Raw genomic sequence first — 16,349 nt, 5'->3', positions numbered from 1 at the left:
CATGCCCGCTTCGAACGGACGCACGATGGCGTCGCCGTCACGACCGGCAATCTGGATCGCACCGGCCAGACCGAAGTTGCGGATGTCGATGACGTTCTTCGAACCTTTCAGACCGTGCAGCGCGTTTTCGAAATGCGGCGCGACTTCAGCCACGCTCTGCACCAGGTTTTCCTTTTGCAGCAGGTCGAGTGCCGCCAGGCCAGCGGCGCAGGCCACCGGGTGTGCCGAATAGGTGTAGCCGTGCGGGAATTCCACGGCGTACTCAGGCGTCGGCTGATTCATGAAAGTCTGGTAGATCTCCGAGCTGGCAATCACCGCGCCCATCGGGATCGCGCCGTTGGTGACTTGCTTGGCGATGCACATCAGGTCCGGGGTCACGCCAAAGGTGTCGGCGCCGAACATGTTGCCGGTACGGCCGAAACCGGTGATCACTTCGTCGAACACCAGCAGGATGCTGTGCTGATCGCAGATCTCGCGCAGACGTTTCAGGTAACCCTGAGGCGGAACCAGCACGCCAGCGGAACCCGCTATAGGCTCGACGAATACTGCGGCGATGTTCGAAGCATCGTGCAGTTCGATCAACTTCAGCAGCTCATCGGCCAAAGCGATACCGCCCTGCTCCGGCATGCCACGGGAGAAGGCATTGCTGGCCAGCAGCGTGTGCGGCAGGTGATCGACATCCATCATCGCCTGACCGAACAGTTTGCGGTTGCCGTTAACCCCGCCGAGGCTGGTGCCGGCGATGTTCACACCGTGGTAGCCACGGGCACGGCCGATCATTTTTGTCTTGGTCGACTGACCTTTCAGGCGCCAGTAGGCACGAACCATTTTCACTGCGGTGTCGGCGCACTCGGAACCCGAGTCAGTGAAGAACACGTGATTGAGGTTGCCAGGGGTCAGCTCGGTGATCTTCTCGGCCAACTGGAACGACAGCGGATGACCGTACTGGAAGCCCGGCGAGTAATCGAGGGTGCCCAACTGCTTGGAGACCGCTTCCTGAATTTCCTTGCGAGTGTGGCCGGCGCCGCAGGTCCACAGACCGGACAGCGAGTCGTATACCCGACGGCCCTTGTCGTCGATCAGCCAACTGCCTTCGGCACCAACGATCAGACGCGGGTCGCGCTGGAAGTTACGGTTGGCGGTGTACGGCATCCAGTGCGCGTCCAGCTTCAGTTGGCTGGCCAGTGGCGACGGCGCGTTTTCAGGCATGTTCATCGGGCAAAACCTCGCAGGGCATAAGCGTCAGGGAGATAAAAAGCGTTGTTGCAGCTAAATTGCCACGCGGATAAAGTCGGTGAAATTCAACTCTTCTAACCTTCAGTTAGAACTTTGCTAAACAATGAGAACAATAAGATGAGCAGCCGCCGCCCCGACCCACTGGCCCAGGTCAGTGACTTTGATATTCGCCTGCTGCGGATTTTTCGCAGCGTGGTGGAATGCGGCGGCTTCTCGGCAGCGGAGACGGTGCTCGGCATCGGTCGCTCGGCGATCAGTCAGCAGATGAGCGATCTGGAGCAGCGCCTCGGCTTACGTTTGTGTCAGCGTGGTCGTGCCGGGTTTTCGCTGACTGAAGAAGGGCGCGAGGTGTATCAATCGGCGTTGCAGCTATTAAGTGCGCTGGAAAGCTTTCGCACCGAAGTCAACGGGCTGCACCAGCATTTGCGCGGTGAATTGATCATCGGCCTGACCGACAACCTGGTCACCCTGCCCCACATGCGCATCACCCACGCCCTCGCCCAGTTGAAGGAGCGCGGGCCGGATGTGCAGATCCAGATTCGCATGATTGCGCCCAATGAAGTCGAGCAAGGTGTGCTCGACGGACGTTTGCATGTCGGCGTGGTGCCGCAGGCCAGTGCGTTGTCGGGCCTGGAATATCAGCCGCTGTACAGCGAACGTTCGCTGCTTTACTGCGCGGTGGGTCATCCGTTGTTTTATGTCGATGACAAGCAACTGGATGACGAGCGTCTTAACAGTCAGGACGCAATTGCACCGACGTTTCGTTTGCCGGCGGAGATTCAGGCGCATTACCAGGCGCTCAATTGCACGGCCAGTGCTTCTGACCGTGAGGGCATGGCATTTTTGATTTTGACCGGGCGTTACATTGGTTATCTGCCGGATCATTACGCCAGCCTTTGGGTGCAGCAGGGGCGTTTGCGTGCGTTGAAATCGCAAACCCGTTTTTATGACCTGAGCCTCGCATCGGTCACGCGCAAGGGGCGGCGCCCTCATTTGGTGCTGGAGAGCTTTCTAGAAAGTTTGGCGGCGACGCGTTGAAAGCAGGATCAAAAGATCGCAGCCTGCGGCAGCTCCTGCATTGGGAGGTTTCAGGTAAATAAGTTGAGCAAGTGGACAGGTTTTTGCAAAGAAGGAATGACTCCGTTCCTTTGATAAGAAGCCTTAAGCCATGCAGCCAGATTCCGCATCGTCCAGCGACCTGATCTACGGCCTCAACGACCGCCCCAAACCGCTCGCCGCGACGCTCGCGGCGCTGCAACACGTGCTTGCCAGTTTCGTCGGCATCATCACCCCACCGCTGGTGATCGGCTCGGCACTCGGGCTGACCGCGCATTTGCCGTATCTGATCAGCATGGCGTTGATGGTTTCGGGCGTCGGCACGTTTATTCAGGCGCGCAGGCCATTCGGCATTGGCGCCGGGATGATCTGTTTACAAGGCACCAGTTTCGCCTTCCTCGGTGCTGTGCTCTCCGCCGGATTTCTGGTCAAGCAACGCGGCGGCAGCCCGGAAGACATTCTGGCGATGATTTTCGGTGTGTGCTTTTTCGGCGCAATCGTGCAAATCGTCCTCAGCCGCTTCATCGGTCAGTTGCGCAGGGTCGTCACGCCGCTGGTGACCGGGATCGTTATCACCCTGATCGGCATCAGCCTGATCAAGGTCGGTATCACTGATCTGGGCGGTGGCTTCAACGCGCCGGACTTCGGTGCGCCGGGCAATCTGGCACTGGGCGTATTTGTGTTGCTGACGATCATTCTGCTTAACCGCTCGAATACGCCATGGGTGCGGCTGTCGGCGATCATCATCGGACTGGTGCTGGGCAGTCTGGCCGCCTGGTTCAGTGGGAAACTGGTACCGCAGCCTTTGCCCGACTTGCCGTTGGTGAGTTTTCCTACGCCGTTCAAATTCGGATTCAGCTTCGACTGGACGGCTTTCCTGCCCGTCGCGCTGATTTATCTGATCAGCACCATCGAAACCGTCGGCGACCTCACCGCCAACTGCATGCTCGCCCGCCAGCCGATCAGCGGCCCTTCTTATATAAGCCGCCTGCGCGGTGGCGTACTCGGCGATGGCGTCAGCTGCATGATCGCCGCGACCTTTAGCGCTTTCCCCAACACCACGTTCGCGCAGAACAACGGCGTGATCCAGTTGACCGGCGTGGCCAGCCGCTATGTCGGGCTGTACATCGGCGCGATCCTGTTCTGTCTCGGCCTGTTCCCGATGATCGGCGCAGTGCTGCAACAGATTCCGAAACCGGTGCTCGGCGGCGCGACCCTGGTGATGTTCGGTGCGGTGGCCGCTGCCGGCGTGCGCATCCTCGCGCAGTCGCCGCTGGATCGGCGCAGTATGTTGATCATCGCCACTTCATTTGGCGTCGGCCTGGGTATCGCCGCACAACCGAACCTGCTGCACCTGCTGCCGAAACTGGTGCAGAACCTGTTTGATTCGGCGATCACCAGCGGCGGCCTGACCGCAATCATCCTTTGCCTGCTGCTGCCGGAGTCGAAAATCGAGGCCGCGCAAGCGCACTCGCCGCTGAACAAGATCGAACAGGCGTAACGGTTTTATCGCTCAAACACTTGTCGGATGCCTGTGGGTGCGCTATCAACGCAATTGGTTGCACCCACAGACAAACCCGGAAGTGCCTATGACCTTTGAAGTCCCAGCCCACGGCGGCAAACCCGCCAGCCGCATTCGTCAGAAGAACGAAGAGACCATCCTCAAAGCCGCCGAAGACGAGTTCGCCCGTCACGGGTACAAAGGCACCAGCATGAACACCATCGCCCAGAATGCCGGGTTGCCCAAGGCGAACCTGCATTACTACTTCACCAACAAACTCGGTTTGTACGTGGCGGTGCTGAGCAACATCATCGAGTTGTGGGACAGCACCTTCAACACCCTCACCGCCGAGGACGATCCCGCCGAAGCGCTGACTCGCTACATCCGCGCCAAAATGGAATTCTCCCGCCGCCAGCCGCAAGCCTCGCGAATCTTTGCGATGGAAGTGATCAGCGGCGGCGAATGCCTTACCGAATATTTCAATCAGGATTATCGCGCCTGGTTCACCGGCCGCGCGGCAGTGTTCCAGGCGTGGATCGACGCGGGCAAAATGGACCCGGTCGATCCGGTGCACTTGATCTTCCTGTTGTGGGGCAGCACTCAGCACTATGCCGACTTCGCCACGCAGATCTGCCGCGTCAGCGGTCGCAGCAAGTTGACCAAGCAGGACATGGAAGACGCCGGCAACAACCTGATCCGCATCATTCTCAAAGGCTGCGGCCTCACTCCTTCTCTATAAGACGTTTATGCCTTTCACCCTCAGCGGTTTTTGCGAGTACCGCGAAGAGATTCGCAAAAGCCGCTTTATCACTTTCGCCACGCCGATCGGCAGCCCTGCCGATGCGCAGGCGTTCTTCGAACAGCACAGCGACTTGAACGCTTCGCACAATTGCTGGGCGTGGAAACTCGGCGATCAATACCGCAGCAATGACGACGGTGAACCGGGCGGTACTGCGGGGCGACCGATTCTGGCGGCGATTGAAGCGCAGGATTGCGATCAGGTCGCGGTCCTGGTGATTCGTTGGTACGGCGGGATTCAACTGGGCACGGGCGGTTTGGCCCGGGCGTATGGCGGTGGCGCGAACAAGTGTTTGCAGACGGCGGCGAAGGTTGAGTTGATCAGTCGGGTGCCGTTGAGTTGTGCTTGCGGGTTCGCCGAGTTGGCGTTGGTGAAGTTGCGCGTGGCGGATATCGGTGGGTTGGTCGTTGAAGAAAACTTTACCGCTAATGGCGTTGAGTTGAAGTTGGCGGTGGGTGAGGCGCAGATCGATGTCTTGCAAACGCAACTCGCTGATTTGAGTCGTGGGCGGATTTTGTTGCAGCGGTAAAGCAGGATCAAAAGATCGCAGCGTTCCGCAGCTCCTACAGGGGAACGCATTTCAAATGTAGGAGCTGCCGAAGGCTGCGATCTTTTGGGGCGACCGCGAAATTTCTTATTCCACAGACTTGCCCACATCTGCTGTGCATCCGACTGTGGATAACCTGAGTACATTCCGCTGTAACCCTTCTGTCACGTGGCTTTGCGAGTTTTGTTCACTTTTCGTTCAACTCGCCCGACAAAACCAGAATTTCAAACAGAAACAGTCAGTTAGCCTCGTTTATCACCATTAGAAGAAAGCATCACAGTGCTTATGCCCGGCTATTTGGCTTGCGCACAATAACTGTGGAGCAACCTGTGGATAACCCGTTCATGACCGCCGCAGTCGCAGGTTCTGCCTAGCCCCCAAGGATTTGCTCGTTTTTTGATCAGTTGCCGACGGGCAAAACTGGAGCCCGATCAACGGTTTTGCGCTGAATTGGTGCTGTGCGCGCGCTCGATTTACAGCGGGATGCTCTACCCCATGGGCCGGGCCACGCGGCCCGCTCGCGTTCCTGACTCAATGGCCAGGAAATTGCTTTATCCACAGGCACAACTCAAAGCAAGTCGAGCCTGTCATGCCAATCGCCTCTCCCCCCGCGCGCCTGCAATTGCGCCATATCAGCAAACGCTACCCCGGTTGTCTGGCCAATGACGCCATCGACCTGAGCATCGCACCGGGGGAAATCCACGCCCTGCTTGGTGAAAACGGTGCCGGCAAAAGTACCTTGATGAAGATCATCTACGGCGTCACCCACGCGGATGCTGGCGAGATGCTCTGGCAAGGTCGGCCGGTGAATGTCCGCAACCCGGCCCAGGCCCGGCAGCTGGGCATCGGCATGGTGTTCCAGCATTTCTCGCTGTTCGAAACCCTTAGCGTGGCACAGAACATTGCCTTGGCGATGGGCGCCGCAGCCGGCACGCCGAAACAACTGGAACCGAAAATTCGCGAAGTGTCGCGCCGTTACGGCATGGCCCTGGAGCCGGAGCGACTTGTCCACAGCCTGTCGATCGGCGAGCGCCAGCGCGTGGAGATCGTTCGCTGCCTGATGCAGGACATTCGCCTGCTGATTCTCGATGAGCCAACCTCGGTGCTGACACCGCAGGAGGCCGACGAATTGTTCATCACCCTGCGCCGCCTCGCCGCCGAAGGCTGCAGCATTCTGTTCATCAGCCACAAACTCGCTGAAGTGCGCGCGTTGTGCCACAGCGCTACGGTTTTGCGCGGTGGTCGCGTGGCCGGGCATTGCCTGCCAGCGGAGTGTTCGGATCAGCAGTTGGCGCAGTTGATGGTCGGCGAAGCGGCGGCGTTGATCGGTGACTACCCGAAGGTCAGTGGCGGCGCAGCGTTTTTGCAGGTGAAGGGCTTGCGTTGGCACAACCCGGACCCGTTCGGCTGCTCGCTGACAGACATCAACCTGGAAGTGCGCAGCGGTGAAATCGTCGGTATCGCTGGCGTTGCGGGCAATGGTCAGGATGAATTGCTCGCCCTGCTCAGTGGCGAACACACCTTGCCTCGGGTGGACGCTGCAACCATTCGATTCGCTGAGCAGAACGTCGCCGATTTGCGCCCGGATGCACGGCGCAAACTGGGCCTGGCTTTTGTCCCCGCCGAGCGTCTCGGTCATGGCGCCGTGCCGGAATTGAGTCTGGCGGACAACGCCCTGCTCACCGCATTCCAACAAGGTTTGGTCAGCCACGGCCTGATCGATCGCGGCAAAGTCGAAGCCCTCGCGCAGCAGATCATCCAGCGCTTCGGCGTGAAAACCCCGGACACGCAAACCGCCGCGCGCAGCTTGTCCGGCGGCAACTTGCAGAAATTCATTCTCGGCCGGGAAATCCTTCAGCAACCGAAACTGCTGATCGCCGCACACCCGACCTGGGGCGTCGACGTCGGCGCCGCCGCGACCATTCACCGTGCCTTGATCGCGTTACGCGATGCCGGTGCGGCGATTCTGGTGATCTCCGAAGACCTCGATGAACTGTTCCAGATCAGCGACCGCCTCGGCGCGTTGTGCGGCGGGCGTCTGTCGGCACTGAAAAACACTACCGACACACAACTCAGCGACGTCGGCGGCTGGATGGCCGGCCAGTTCGACCACGCCCCCTCAGCCGCCACGGTTTAACGGAGTTATACACATGCTGCTTTCCCTCGAACCCCGTGGCCAGCAATCGCGCCTGATGCTGTGGTGCTCACCGTTATTGGCGGCGGCGCTGACGCTCGGTTGCGGCTCGCTGCTGTTCATCGCCCTCGGCCATGACCCGCTGCAAACTCTGCACACGCTGCTGATCGCGCCGGTCAGCGATTGGTATGGCGTCTCCGAATTGCTGGTCAAGGCGCTGCCGATCCTGCTCTGTGCGCTCGGTCTGGCCGTGGCGTATCAGGCACGAATCTGGAACATCGGCGCCGAAGGTCAATTGCTTCTCGGCGCGCTCGCCGGCAGTGCCTTGGCGGTGAACATTATCGACATGCAAAGCCGTTGGGCGCTGGTGTTGATTCTGCTCGCTGGCACCCTCGCCGGCGCGGCGTGGGCCGGGCTCACCGCGTGGTTGCGCACGCGCTTCAACGCCAACGAAATCCTCACCAGCATCATGCTCAATTACATCGCGCTGAACCTGTTGCTGTTCTGTGTGCACGGGCCGTTGAAGGATCCGGCCGGGTTCAACTTTCCCGAGTCGGCGATGTTCGGTGACGCCAGCCGTTTGCCGCTGTTGATGGAGGATGGTCGCGTGCACGCCGGGGTGTATTTCGCCTTGCTCGCACTGGTCGCGGTGTGGGTGTTGTTGCAGAAAAGCTTTGTCGGTTTCCAGATCAAAGTGCTTGGACTGGACAAGCGCGCGGCGGGGTTTGTCGGCTTTCGCGAGAAGCGGCTGATCTGGCTGGCGCTGTTGATCAGCGGCGGCCTGGCGGGGCTTGCGGGTGTCTGCGAAGTCACCGGGCCGATTGGCCAGTTGGTGCCGCAGGTGTCGCCGGGGTATGGCTATGCGGCCATCACCGTGGCGTTTCTCGGGCGACTCAATCCGCTCGGGATTCTGTGCTCCAGCCTGTTGATGGCGCTGCTGTACATCGGCGGCGAGAGTGCGCAAATGACCCTGAATCTGCCGCAGGCGATCACCCAGTTATTCCAGGGAATGATGCTGTTTTTCCTGCTCGCCTGTGACGTGCTGATTCTCTATCGGCCACGTCTGAACCTGCGCTGGGCACGGCGCACTTCGACCACCGCCGTAACCGCCGGAGCGTTATGATGGATATCGATCTGCTGAGTAATATTTTCTACGCCATGGTGCGTTGCGGCACGCCGCTGTTATTGGTGGCGCTGGGTGAACTGATCTGCGAAAAGAGCGGCGTGCTCAACCTCGGTCAGGAAGGGATGATGCTGTTTGGCGCGGTGATTGGTTTTATCGTGGCGCTGAACAGCGGCAACCTGTGGCTCGGCGTGTTGTTGGCGATGCTCGCCGGGATGTTGTTGTCGTCGCTGTTCGCGCTGGTGGCGTTGGTGTTCAACGCCAATCAGGTGGCGACCGGGTTGGCGCTGACGATTTTTGGTGTCGGACTGTCGACCTTTGTTGGCGCGGCTTGGGTCGGTAAACCGTTGGCGGGGTTTGAGCCGTTGGCGATTCCTTATCTGAGTGAAATTCCGCTGATCGGGCGGATGCTGTTTGCTCAGGACTTGCTGGTGTACCTGTCGTTCGCGCTGTTCGGGCTGGTGGCGTGGGTGATCATCAAAAGCCGTGTCGGGCTGATCATTCAGGCGGTTGGTGAGAACCCGGATGCGGCCAGTGCGATGGGTTTGCCGGTGTTGACCGTGCGTACCTTGGCGGTGCTGTTCGGCGGGGCGATGGCCGGGCTGGCCGGGGCGTATCTGTCGCTGGCGTACACGCCGATGTGGGCGGAGAACATGACCGCCGGACGTGGCTGGATCGCGCTGGCACTGGTGGTGTTTGCCAGTTGGCGGGTGTGGCGGTTGTTGCTCGGGGCGTATCTGTTTGGCCTCGCCAGCATCCTGCACCTGGTGGCGCAGGGGTTGGGGCTGGCGATTCCGTCGAGTTTGCTGGCGATGCTGCCGTACGTGGCGACGATTGTGGTGTTGGTGCTGTTGTCGCGCGATGCGCTGCGGACGCGGTTGTATGCGCCGGTGTCGCTGGGGCAGCCGTGGCAATCAGGGCATTAAAGGGTTGCTGAGCGGGCCTCTTCGCGAGCAGGCTCGCTCCCACATTTGTCCGCGCCTGGCTCAGGAATGTGGGGTGACGCCAATCTCCTGTGGGAGCGAGCCTGCTCGCGAAGGCATCCGCACAGGCAACACCTGAGCAACGCCCCACGCCAGCTCGAAGACCAGGAAAAGCAGCAAAATCGAACTGGCGCCATGCAGCAGCGCATAGCCCTGCCAAGCCGCAAACAGAAACCGCGCCACCGCGTCATAACGTCCATACAGCGCCTGCGGATCACGAATCCGCAGTACCGCCCAAACACACACCACCGACCCCAACAGATTCGCCATCAATATATGCACAGGCTGGAACGTCGGCAGATCGCCGGGCAAATTCAGCGCGGTCAAAAACCCATGCAAAGCGACAAAACTCCACGGTGTGGCAAACGCTGCCGTGACGATCAAGTCATACCAGGCGCTGCCGCGCACCACGTTGCGATATTGCGTTGAAGTCCACATCATCCATGCTCCAGAAATTCAGGGAGCAAGCACGGTAAAGCCTGGAGTATGCTCCAGGGTCAATAGCCCTTTTGAGAGCCAGCATGCGTATCGGTGAATTAGCCCAGGCCAGCGCCGTCAGCCGTGACACCCTGCGTTTCTACGAGCAACGCGGGTTGATCGCGGCGCAACGCAGTGCCAACGGTTATCGCGACTATCCGCCGGAGATGGTGCAACTGGTGCTCTATATCAAAACGGCGCAACGCCTGGGATTTACCCTCGGCGAGATCGGCAACAGCGTCGCGGCGTTGTGGAACGCGCCCGAGCCGGACAACGCCGTGGCGCAGTTGCTGCGCGACAAACTGCAACTGATCGAAGCCCGCATGAGCGAACTCGACGCGCTGCGTCAGGAGTTGCAACTTCGCCTCGGTCAGGCCTGTCCATTGAATCCATGATCCTCATTCATCAAGGAAGCCCATCATGTCTGCAAAAAATGCACTGATCATCGGCGCCTCCCGGGGCTTGGGCCTCGGTCTGGTGAAAACCCTGCTGGCCGACGGCTGGCAAGTCACCGCCACCGTGCGCAATCCGCAAAACGCCGAGGCGCTGCAAGCGCTGGGCAACGTGCGGATCGAGAAGCTCGACATGGACGACCAGCAAGCGGTGATCGCTCTGAGTCAGCAGCTCAAGGGCGAAACCTTCGACCTGCTGTTCGTCAACGCCGGGGTCAAAGGCCCGGCAGATCAGACACCGGGCGGCGCGACATTGGCCGAAGTCGGTCAGTTGTTTTTCACCAACGCGGTGGCACCGATCAATCTGGCCCAGCGTTTTGTCGGGCAGATCCGTAATGGCAGCGGCGTATTGGCGTTCATGAGTTCCGGACTGGGCAGCGTGACCGTGGCGGACGCGCCGGAACTGGCGCTGTACAAGGCCAGCAAAGCTGCGCTGAATTCGATGACCAACAGTTTTGTCACGCAATTGGGCGAGCAGAAGATGACGGTGTTGTCGCTGCACCCGGGTTGGGTGAAGACCGATATGGGCGGCGAAGGCGCTGACCTTGATGTGGAGACCAGCACCCGCGGGCTGGTTGATCAGGTGAATGCGTATACCGGCAAGGGCGGGCATCACTTCATCAACTACAAGGGCGAAACGATTCCCTGGTAACCCCACAAATCCCCTGTAGGAGCTGCCGAAGGCTCGGGCCGCGATCGGACGATCTTTTGATCTTGATCTTGAAAATCAAAAGATCGCAGCCTTCGGCAGCTCCTACAGGGGATCTGTATGTTCAAGTTGGACTTGGTGGTGAATGGTCGGGTTGGGCTTGCCCGATCCGGCAATTTGTTTGAAACTGCGCACCTCGTCCCCCGCGGCGACCCTGGATCAGCAGACAGGGCATCACTGAGCTGGCAACCCTGAACCCCATTTTCAGAGGAGCCGGCAACATGCCCGCGACCCGTACCTGGTTAAAAAATCCCCTCGCGATTTTCACCTCCAACGAGCTCGATGCCCGTGGCGGTCTTGTCGTGCAAGACGGTGTCATCGTCGAAGTGCTTGCCGCTGGCCAACAGCCGTCGGCGCCGTGCAATGCAGTGTTCGATGCCCGCGAACATGTGATCCTGCCGGGCCTGATCAACACCCACCATCACTTCTATCAAACCCTGACCCGCGCTTGGGCGCCGGTGGTCAATCAGCCTTTGTTCCCGTGGCTGAAAACCCTGTACCCGGTGTGGGCGCGCCTGACGCCTGAGAAACTTGCCCTCGCCACCAAAGTCGCGTTGGCCGAGTTGCTGTTGTCGGGTTGCACCACCGCTGCCGACCACCACTACCTGTTCCCGGATGGCCTGGAAAACGCCATCGACGTGCAAGTCGACACCGTGCGTGAACTGGGCATGCGCGCCATGCTCACCCGCGGTTCGATGAGCCTCGGCGAGAAGGACGGCGGCCTGCCACCGCAGCAGACCGTGCAGGAAGGCCAAGTGATTCTCGACGACAGTCAGCGCTTGATTCACGAGTACCACGAGCGTGGCGACGGCGCGCAGATCCAGATCGCCTTGGCACCGTGCTCGCCGTTCTCGGTGACCCCGGAAATCATGTCGGCCAGCGCCGAACTGGCCAACAAGCTCGACGTGCGCCTGCACACTCACCTCGCCGAAACCCTCGACGAAGAAGACTTCTGCCTGCAGCGTTTCGGCCTGCGCACCGTCGATTATCTCGACAGCGTCGGCTGGCTCGGCCCGCGTACCTGGCTGGCGCACGGCATTCATTTCAACCCGGATGAAATCGCTCGCCTCGGTCAGGCAGGCACCGGTATCTGCCATTGCCCGAGTTCGAACATGCGCCTGGCGTCTGGCATCTGCCCGAGTATCGATCTGACTGACGCGGGCGCGTTGTTTGGTCTGGGCGTCGATGGTTCGGCATCCAACGATGCGTCGAACATGATTCTCGAAGCGCGTCAGGCGCTGTACATCCAGCGTCTGCGCTATGGCGCCGAGAAGATCACCCCGGAGCGCGTGCTGGGCTGGGCGACCAAGGGGTCGGCGAGCTTGTTGGGTCGTACCGACATTGGTGAATTGGCAGTGGGCAAACAGGCGGATCTGGCGTTGTTCAAGCTCGATGAGCTGCGTTTCTCGGGTAGCCATGATCCGATTTCGGCACTGCTGTTGTGCGGTGCGGATCGTGCGGATCGGGTGATGATTGGTGGCAAGTGGCGCGTGGTCGATGGCCAGGTCGAGGGGCTTGATCTGAAAGGCCTGATCGCCGATCACAGCCAGGCGGCTCGCCAGTTGATCGCAGGGACCTGATCCCCACGTATGATCGTTCCCACGCTCTGCGTGGGAATGCATCTCGGGACGCTCCGCGTCCCAGCGACGGACGCAGAGCGTCCATGGCGGCATTCCCACGCGGAGCGTGGGAACGATCAATCATCAGAGACCGAGCAGGGACAGCATGATGAACGTCGCGAACAATACGAAGTGCGTCATGCCTTCGATGGCATTGGTCTCGCCATCATTGAGGTTGATCGCGCTGACGATCAACGTCAGGAAAATCATCACCGTCTGCACCGGCGTCATCGCCATCTGAAATGGCTGGCCGGTATACAGCGCCATCGCCTCCATCACCGGCACCGTCAGAATCACCGTCGACAGTGACGCGCCCATCGCAATGTTCACCACCGACTGCATACGGTTGGCCAGTGCTGCACGCAACGCCGTCAAAATTTCCGGCGCTGCCGAAATCGCCGCGACCAGAATCGCCGTGATCACCGGCGGTGCGCCCGTGCCTTCCAGGCCCAGATCAAGAGTTTTCGACATCACCTCGGCCAATGCGCCGATCACTACAATGCCAAACACCAGAATGCCGATCGACAGGCCGATGCTCGGTGCTTTCGCTTGCGCGTCCTGCGGTTCCTTCTTGCGCCGTTTGTCCGGGTAGCTGTAGCTGAAAAAGTAACTGTGCGGGCCGACCTGCATGCGCAGGAACAGCGCATACAGCACCACCATCGCGCCGATGGTGAACGCCGAATAAATCTTCCAGTTGGCCTCGGGAATAAACTCCGGCACCACCATCGACACGCCCATGGCGGTGAGGATCATCACGCTATAACTGCGCGCCGAATCGTCGTTGTAAGACTGTTCGCCGTGCTTGATCCCGCCCATCAACGCGGCGAGGCCGAGGATGCCGTTGATGTCGAGCATCACGGCGGAATAGATCGTGTCGCGCACCAGCGTGGGCGACGCCTCGTTGCTCATCATGATCGCGAGGATCACCACTTCGACCAGCACGGCCGCCAGCGTGAGGATCATCGTGCCGTAAGGATCGCCGACCTTCTCGGCGAGCAATTCGGCGTGATGGGCGACGCGCATCGAAGCGGCGACGATAAACGCGATCAGCACCAGGCCGGCAGTCAGCGCGACGATCTGGCCGCTGTGCAGCATCCAGTGTTCCAGCGGATAGGCGACGCAAGCGGCGATGACGGCCAGTAGCAGAAAACTTTCTTGCTTGAGGATGGTGAGCATGACGGGCCTTTTGCCGAAGAGTGCGAATGAGCTACTGACTGCGGGGCGGCGCTAACGTTTCGTTACACCTTAGCGCACCAAGCGATAGCGTGAACTCGCGGACTTGCACTGCGTTGGTTCTGGTGCTGAAAAGATCGCAGCCTTCGGCAGCTCCTACAGGTTGCGCACTCCCATGCAGGAGCTGCCGAAGGCTGCGATCTTTTTGTTTGTTGTCCTGTTGGTCAGCAATTTGCATTGGCCCTGACCACACACAACAAAATGGAGTTCGAGTTCATGCAAATACGTCCGCTGCACAAACTGCTGTGCGCCGCCCTCGGTCTGGGGATCAGCCTGTGCGCCAGCGCTGCCGATCCGCTGAAGGTCGGTTTCGTCTACATCGGCCCGATCGGTGACCACGGCTGGACGTATCAGCATGAGCAGGGGCGCAAGGCACTCGCCGAAAAATTCGGCAATCAGATCACCACCAACTACGTCGAGAACGTCGCCGAAGGTGCCGACGCCGAGCGGGTGATCCGCAACATGGCCAAGGACAACTACGACCTGATCTTCACTACCTCCTTCGGCTACATGAACCCGACGGTGAAAGTCGCCAGACAATTTCCCAAAGTGACCTTCGAACACGCCACCGGCTACAAACAGGACAAGAACCTCGGCACCTATCTGGCGCGCACTTACGAGGGTCGCTACGTCGGCGGCTTCCTCGCGGCGAAGATGACCAAGACCAAAAAAATCGGTTACGTCGCTTCCTTCCCGATCCCCGAGGTGATCCGCGATATCAACTCGATTCAGCTGGCCTTGAACAAATACAACCCGGGCACCGAGATCAAGGTTGTCTGGGTCAACTCCTGGTTCGATCCGGGCAAGGAAGCCGATGCCGCCAACGCGCTGATCGATCAGGGCGTCGACGTGGTGTTCCAGCACACCGACAGCCCGGCGCCAATTCAAGCCGCCGAACGTCGTGGCGTGTACGCGGTGGGTTATGCCTCGGACATGGCTCACTTCGGGCCGAAAGCGGTGCTGACCTCGATCGTCAACGACTGGGCGCCGCACTACATTCAGGCGACGCAGAGCGTGATCGATCACACGTGGAAAGCCCAGGATTACTGGGGCGGGCTGAAGGAAGGCACGGTCGAATTGCCAATCAGCGACCTGGTGCCGGCGCCGGTGAAAGCCGAGGCCGAGCAGATCATTGCCGACATCAAGAGTGGCGCGTTGCAGCCGTTTACCGGGCCGATCAAGGATCAGGCCGGGGTCGAGAAAATCCCCGCGGGCGTGAGCGCGACGAATGCGGAACTGGCGTCGATGAACTATTACGTGGAAGGCATGAAGGCCGAAATGCCGAAGTAATCCACCTGACCCCGATCGTTCCCACGCTCTGCGCGGGAATGCCGCCCGGGACGCTCCGCGTCCCTGCTGAAAGCGGACGCAGAGCGTCCATTGAGGCATTCCCACGCGGAGCGTGGGAACGATCACAAACTCAGCGTATTCAAGGAATGGTATGGATCAGCTTCCGATCATCGACATCAGCCCGCTCTATAGTGACGACGAAAACGCCTGGCCTGCCGTGGCCAAGCAGATCGACCATGCCTGCCGCGAGTGGGGCTTCTTCTACATCAAGGGTCACCCGATCTCGGCGCAACGCATCGACGCGGTGCTCGACCATACCCGGCGTTTCTTCGCCCTGCCCACCGCCGAAAAGCTCAAGATCGACATCACCCAGACCCGCCACCACCGCGGCTACGGCGCCATCGCCACCGAGCAACTCGACCCGAGCAAACCCAGCGACCTCAAAGAAACCTTCGACATGGGCCTGCACCTGCCGGCCGAGCATCCCGACGTGCTCGCTGAAAAACCGTTGCGCGGGCCGAACCGTCATCCCGCGCAAAACGGATGGGCCGGGTTGATGGAGCAGCATTACCTCGACATGCAGGCCCTCGCGCAAACCCTGCTGCGGGCAATGACCCTCGCGCTGGACATCGAACGCAATTTCTTCGACAGCCGCTTCGTTGATCCGGTCAGCGTCCTGCGCATGATCCATTACCCACCGCGCCACACCGCCAGCTCCGCCGAGCAACAAGGCGCCGGCGCGCACACCGATTACGGCTGCATCACCCTGCTCTATCAGGACAGCGCCGGCGGCCTGCAAGTGAAAAACGTCAAGGGTGAATGGATCGATGCGCCACCGATCGATGGCACCTTCGTGGTCAACCTCGGCGACATGATGGCGCGCTGGAGCAACGACCGTTATCGCTCGACCCCGCACCGCGTCATCAGCCCGCTAGGGGTCGATCGCTATTCGATGCCGTTCTTCGCCGAACCGCACCCGGACACGCGCATCGAATGCCTGCCCGGTTGCCAGGACGCACAGCACCCAGCGAAATATCCGACCACCACCTGCGCCGAATTCCTGCTGTCGCGTTTCGCCGATACCTACGCTTATCGCCGCGAGCAGGAAGCCGTGTGATGGATCGCTTGGTCAGGTTTTGCCAATTGTTTCGGCGAGCATCTGTAGAATGCCGTCATTGCACCTGATGAGA

At 60.2% G+C, this 16,349-nt stretch carries 15 protein-coding genes (1 of these 15 only partly in view); 12 read left to right on the top strand and 3 right to left on the bottom strand.

Features of this window, described 5'->3' with window-relative positions; all coding sequences use genetic code 11:
* Window positions 1–1,215, bottom strand: the 5' portion of a protein-coding gene (locus P3G59_RS03520; protein WP_277760483.1) for an aspartate aminotransferase family protein. Its footprint begins 135 nt before the window's first position; 1,215 of the gene's 1,350 nt are visible here — the first part of the coding sequence; its start codon is at window positions 1,213–1,215; the stop codon falls past the left edge of the window.
* A gap of 138 nt (window positions 1,216–1,353) precedes the next feature.
* Between P3G59_RS03520 and P3G59_RS03515 the strand changes: the two genes are divergently transcribed.
* The 7 genes from P3G59_RS03515 to P3G59_RS03485 all read left to right on the top strand — a co-directional run bounded on the left by P3G59_RS03515 (window position 1,354) and on the right by P3G59_RS03485 (window position 9,322).
* A complete protein-coding gene (locus tag P3G59_RS03515; protein WP_007914725.1) occupies window positions 1,354–2,274 on the top strand; it encodes a LysR family transcriptional regulator in 921 nt (306 codons plus the stop codon).
* 130 nt (window positions 2,275–2,404) lie between these two features.
* Entirely contained in the window at window positions 2,405–3,793 is a 1,389-nt protein-coding gene (locus tag P3G59_RS03510; RefSeq protein WP_277760482.1) for a nucleobase:cation symporter-2 family protein, read from the top strand.
* 88 nt (window positions 3,794–3,881) lie between these two features.
* Window positions 3,882–4,532, top strand: coding sequence for a TetR/AcrR family transcriptional regulator (locus P3G59_RS03505; RefSeq protein WP_007914719.1), 651 nt, complete (start codon window positions 3,882–3,884; stop codon window positions 4,530–4,532).
* 7 nt (window positions 4,533–4,539) lie between these two features.
* Window positions 4,540–5,121 (top strand): YigZ family protein, encoded by a 582-nt coding sequence (locus P3G59_RS03500; RefSeq protein WP_277760481.1) that lies wholly within the window; start codon window positions 4,540–4,542, stop codon window positions 5,119–5,121.
* 607 nt (window positions 5,122–5,728) lie between these two features.
* Window positions 5,729–7,276, top strand: coding sequence for an ABC transporter ATP-binding protein (locus P3G59_RS03495; RefSeq protein ID WP_277760480.1), 1,548 nt, complete (start codon window positions 5,729–5,731; stop codon window positions 7,274–7,276).
* A gap of 13 nt (window positions 7,277–7,289) precedes the next feature.
* Window positions 7,290–8,396: an ABC transporter permease gene (locus P3G59_RS03490; protein WP_277760479.1), complete on the top strand. Its 1,107-nt coding sequence runs from the start codon at window positions 7,290–7,292 to the stop codon at window positions 8,394–8,396.
* Complete coding sequence (locus P3G59_RS03485; protein ID WP_277760478.1) at window positions 8,396–9,322, top strand: ABC transporter permease; 927 nt, start codon at window positions 8,396–8,398, stop codon at window positions 9,320–9,322. Before P3G59_RS03490 ends, P3G59_RS03485 begins: the two co-directional genes overlap by 1 nt.
* A 60-nt stretch (window positions 9,323–9,382) precedes the next feature.
* Here the strand turns inward: P3G59_RS03485 and P3G59_RS03480 are convergent, their stop codons facing one another.
* Window positions 9,383–9,817 carry a hypothetical protein gene (locus P3G59_RS03480; protein ID WP_277760477.1) on the bottom strand — a complete coding sequence of 145 codons (435 nt, stop codon included), beginning with the start codon at window positions 9,815–9,817 and terminating at the stop codon, window positions 9,383–9,385.
* 83 nt (window positions 9,818–9,900) lie between these two features.
* Between P3G59_RS03480 and P3G59_RS03475 the strand changes: the two genes are divergently transcribed.
* The 3 genes from P3G59_RS03475 (at window position 9,901) to P3G59_RS03465 (ending at window position 12,597) form a co-directional block, all read left to right on the top strand.
* Window positions 9,901–10,251, top strand: a complete 351-nt coding sequence (locus P3G59_RS03475) for a MerR family transcriptional regulator (RefSeq protein WP_277760476.1) — start codon at window positions 9,901–9,903, stop codon at window positions 10,249–10,251.
* A 22-nt stretch (window positions 10,252–10,273) separates the two neighbouring features.
* Window positions 10,274–10,960 carry an SDR family oxidoreductase gene (locus tag P3G59_RS03470; RefSeq protein ID WP_277762108.1) on the top strand — a complete coding sequence of 229 codons (687 nt, stop codon included), beginning with the start codon at window positions 10,274–10,276 and terminating at the stop codon, window positions 10,958–10,960.
* Window positions 10,961–11,238: 278 nt separating this feature from the next.
* Entirely contained in the window at window positions 11,239–12,597 is a 1,359-nt protein-coding gene (locus tag P3G59_RS03465; RefSeq protein WP_277760475.1) for an 8-oxoguanine deaminase, read from the top strand.
* Window positions 12,598–12,720: 123 nt separating this feature from the next.
* Here the strand turns inward: P3G59_RS03465 and P3G59_RS03460 are convergent, their stop codons facing one another.
* Window positions 12,721–13,812, bottom strand: coding sequence for a calcium:proton antiporter (locus P3G59_RS03460; protein ID WP_034154762.1), 1,092 nt, complete (start codon window positions 13,810–13,812; stop codon window positions 12,721–12,723).
* Window positions 13,813–14,085: 273 nt separating this feature from the next.
* Between P3G59_RS03460 and P3G59_RS03455 the strand changes: the two genes are divergently transcribed.
* Together P3G59_RS03455 and P3G59_RS03450 are read left to right on the top strand one after the other, a co-directional pair.
* Complete coding sequence (locus P3G59_RS03455) at window positions 14,086–15,159, top strand: BMP family ABC transporter substrate-binding protein (protein WP_277760474.1); 1,074 nt, start codon at window positions 14,086–14,088, stop codon at window positions 15,157–15,159.
* A 151-nt stretch (window positions 15,160–15,310) separates the two neighbouring features.
* A complete protein-coding gene (locus tag P3G59_RS03450) occupies window positions 15,311–16,276 on the top strand; it encodes a 2-oxoglutarate and iron-dependent oxygenase domain-containing protein (RefSeq protein WP_277760473.1) in 966 nt (321 codons plus the stop codon).
* Window positions 16,277–16,349: the final 73 nt, after the last annotated feature.

It is taken from the genome of Pseudomonas sp. A34-9 (assembly GCF_029543085.1).
In the GTDB taxonomy this organism is placed as follows: Bacteria; Pseudomonadota; Gammaproteobacteria; order Pseudomonadales; family Pseudomonadaceae; genus Aquipseudomonas.
The sequence above is the reverse complement of the archived record's forward strand: the minus strand, read 5'-3'. Positions and strand labels throughout refer to the sequence as shown.

Excerpts from the sequence above, each read along its gene's own strand:
- P3G59_RS03515 (WP_007914725.1), top strand. The coding sequence starts at position 1,354 with ATGAGCAGCCGCCGCCCCGACCCACTGGCCCAGGTCAGTGACTTTGAT.
- P3G59_RS03510 (WP_277760482.1), top strand. The coding sequence starts at position 2,405 with ATGCAGCCAGATTCCGCATCGTCCAGCGACCTGATCTACGGCCTCAAC.
- P3G59_RS03505 (WP_007914719.1), top strand. The coding sequence starts at position 3,882 with ATGACCTTTGAAGTCCCAGCCCACGGCGGCAAACCCGCCAGCCGCATT.
- P3G59_RS03500 (WP_277760481.1), top strand. The coding sequence starts at position 4,540 with ATGCCTTTCACCCTCAGCGGTTTTTGCGAGTACCGCGAAGAGATTCGC.
- P3G59_RS03495 (WP_277760480.1), top strand. The coding sequence starts at position 5,729 with ATGCCAATCGCCTCTCCCCCCGCGCGCCTGCAATTGCGCCATATCAGC.
- P3G59_RS03490 (WP_277760479.1), top strand. The coding sequence starts at position 7,290 with ATGCTGCTTTCCCTCGAACCCCGTGGCCAGCAATCGCGCCTGATGCTG.
- P3G59_RS03485 (WP_277760478.1), top strand. The coding sequence starts at position 8,396 with ATGGATATCGATCTGCTGAGTAATATTTTCTACGCCATGGTGCGTTGC.
- P3G59_RS03480 (WP_277760477.1), bottom strand. The coding sequence starts at position 9,817 with ATGTGGACTTCAACGCAATATCGCAACGTGGTGCGCGGCAGCGCCTGG.
- P3G59_RS03475 (WP_277760476.1), top strand. The coding sequence starts at position 9,901 with ATGCGTATCGGTGAATTAGCCCAGGCCAGCGCCGTCAGCCGTGACACC.
- P3G59_RS03465 (WP_277760475.1), top strand. The coding sequence starts at position 11,239 with ATGCCCGCGACCCGTACCTGGTTAAAAAATCCCCTCGCGATTTTCACC.
- P3G59_RS03460 (WP_034154762.1), bottom strand. The coding sequence starts at position 13,812 with ATGCTCACCATCCTCAAGCAAGAAAGTTTTCTGCTACTGGCCGTCATC.
- P3G59_RS03455 (WP_277760474.1), top strand. The coding sequence starts at position 14,086 with ATGCAAATACGTCCGCTGCACAAACTGCTGTGCGCCGCCCTCGGTCTG.
- P3G59_RS03450 (WP_277760473.1), top strand. The coding sequence starts at position 15,311 with ATGGATCAGCTTCCGATCATCGACATCAGCCCGCTCTATAGTGACGAC.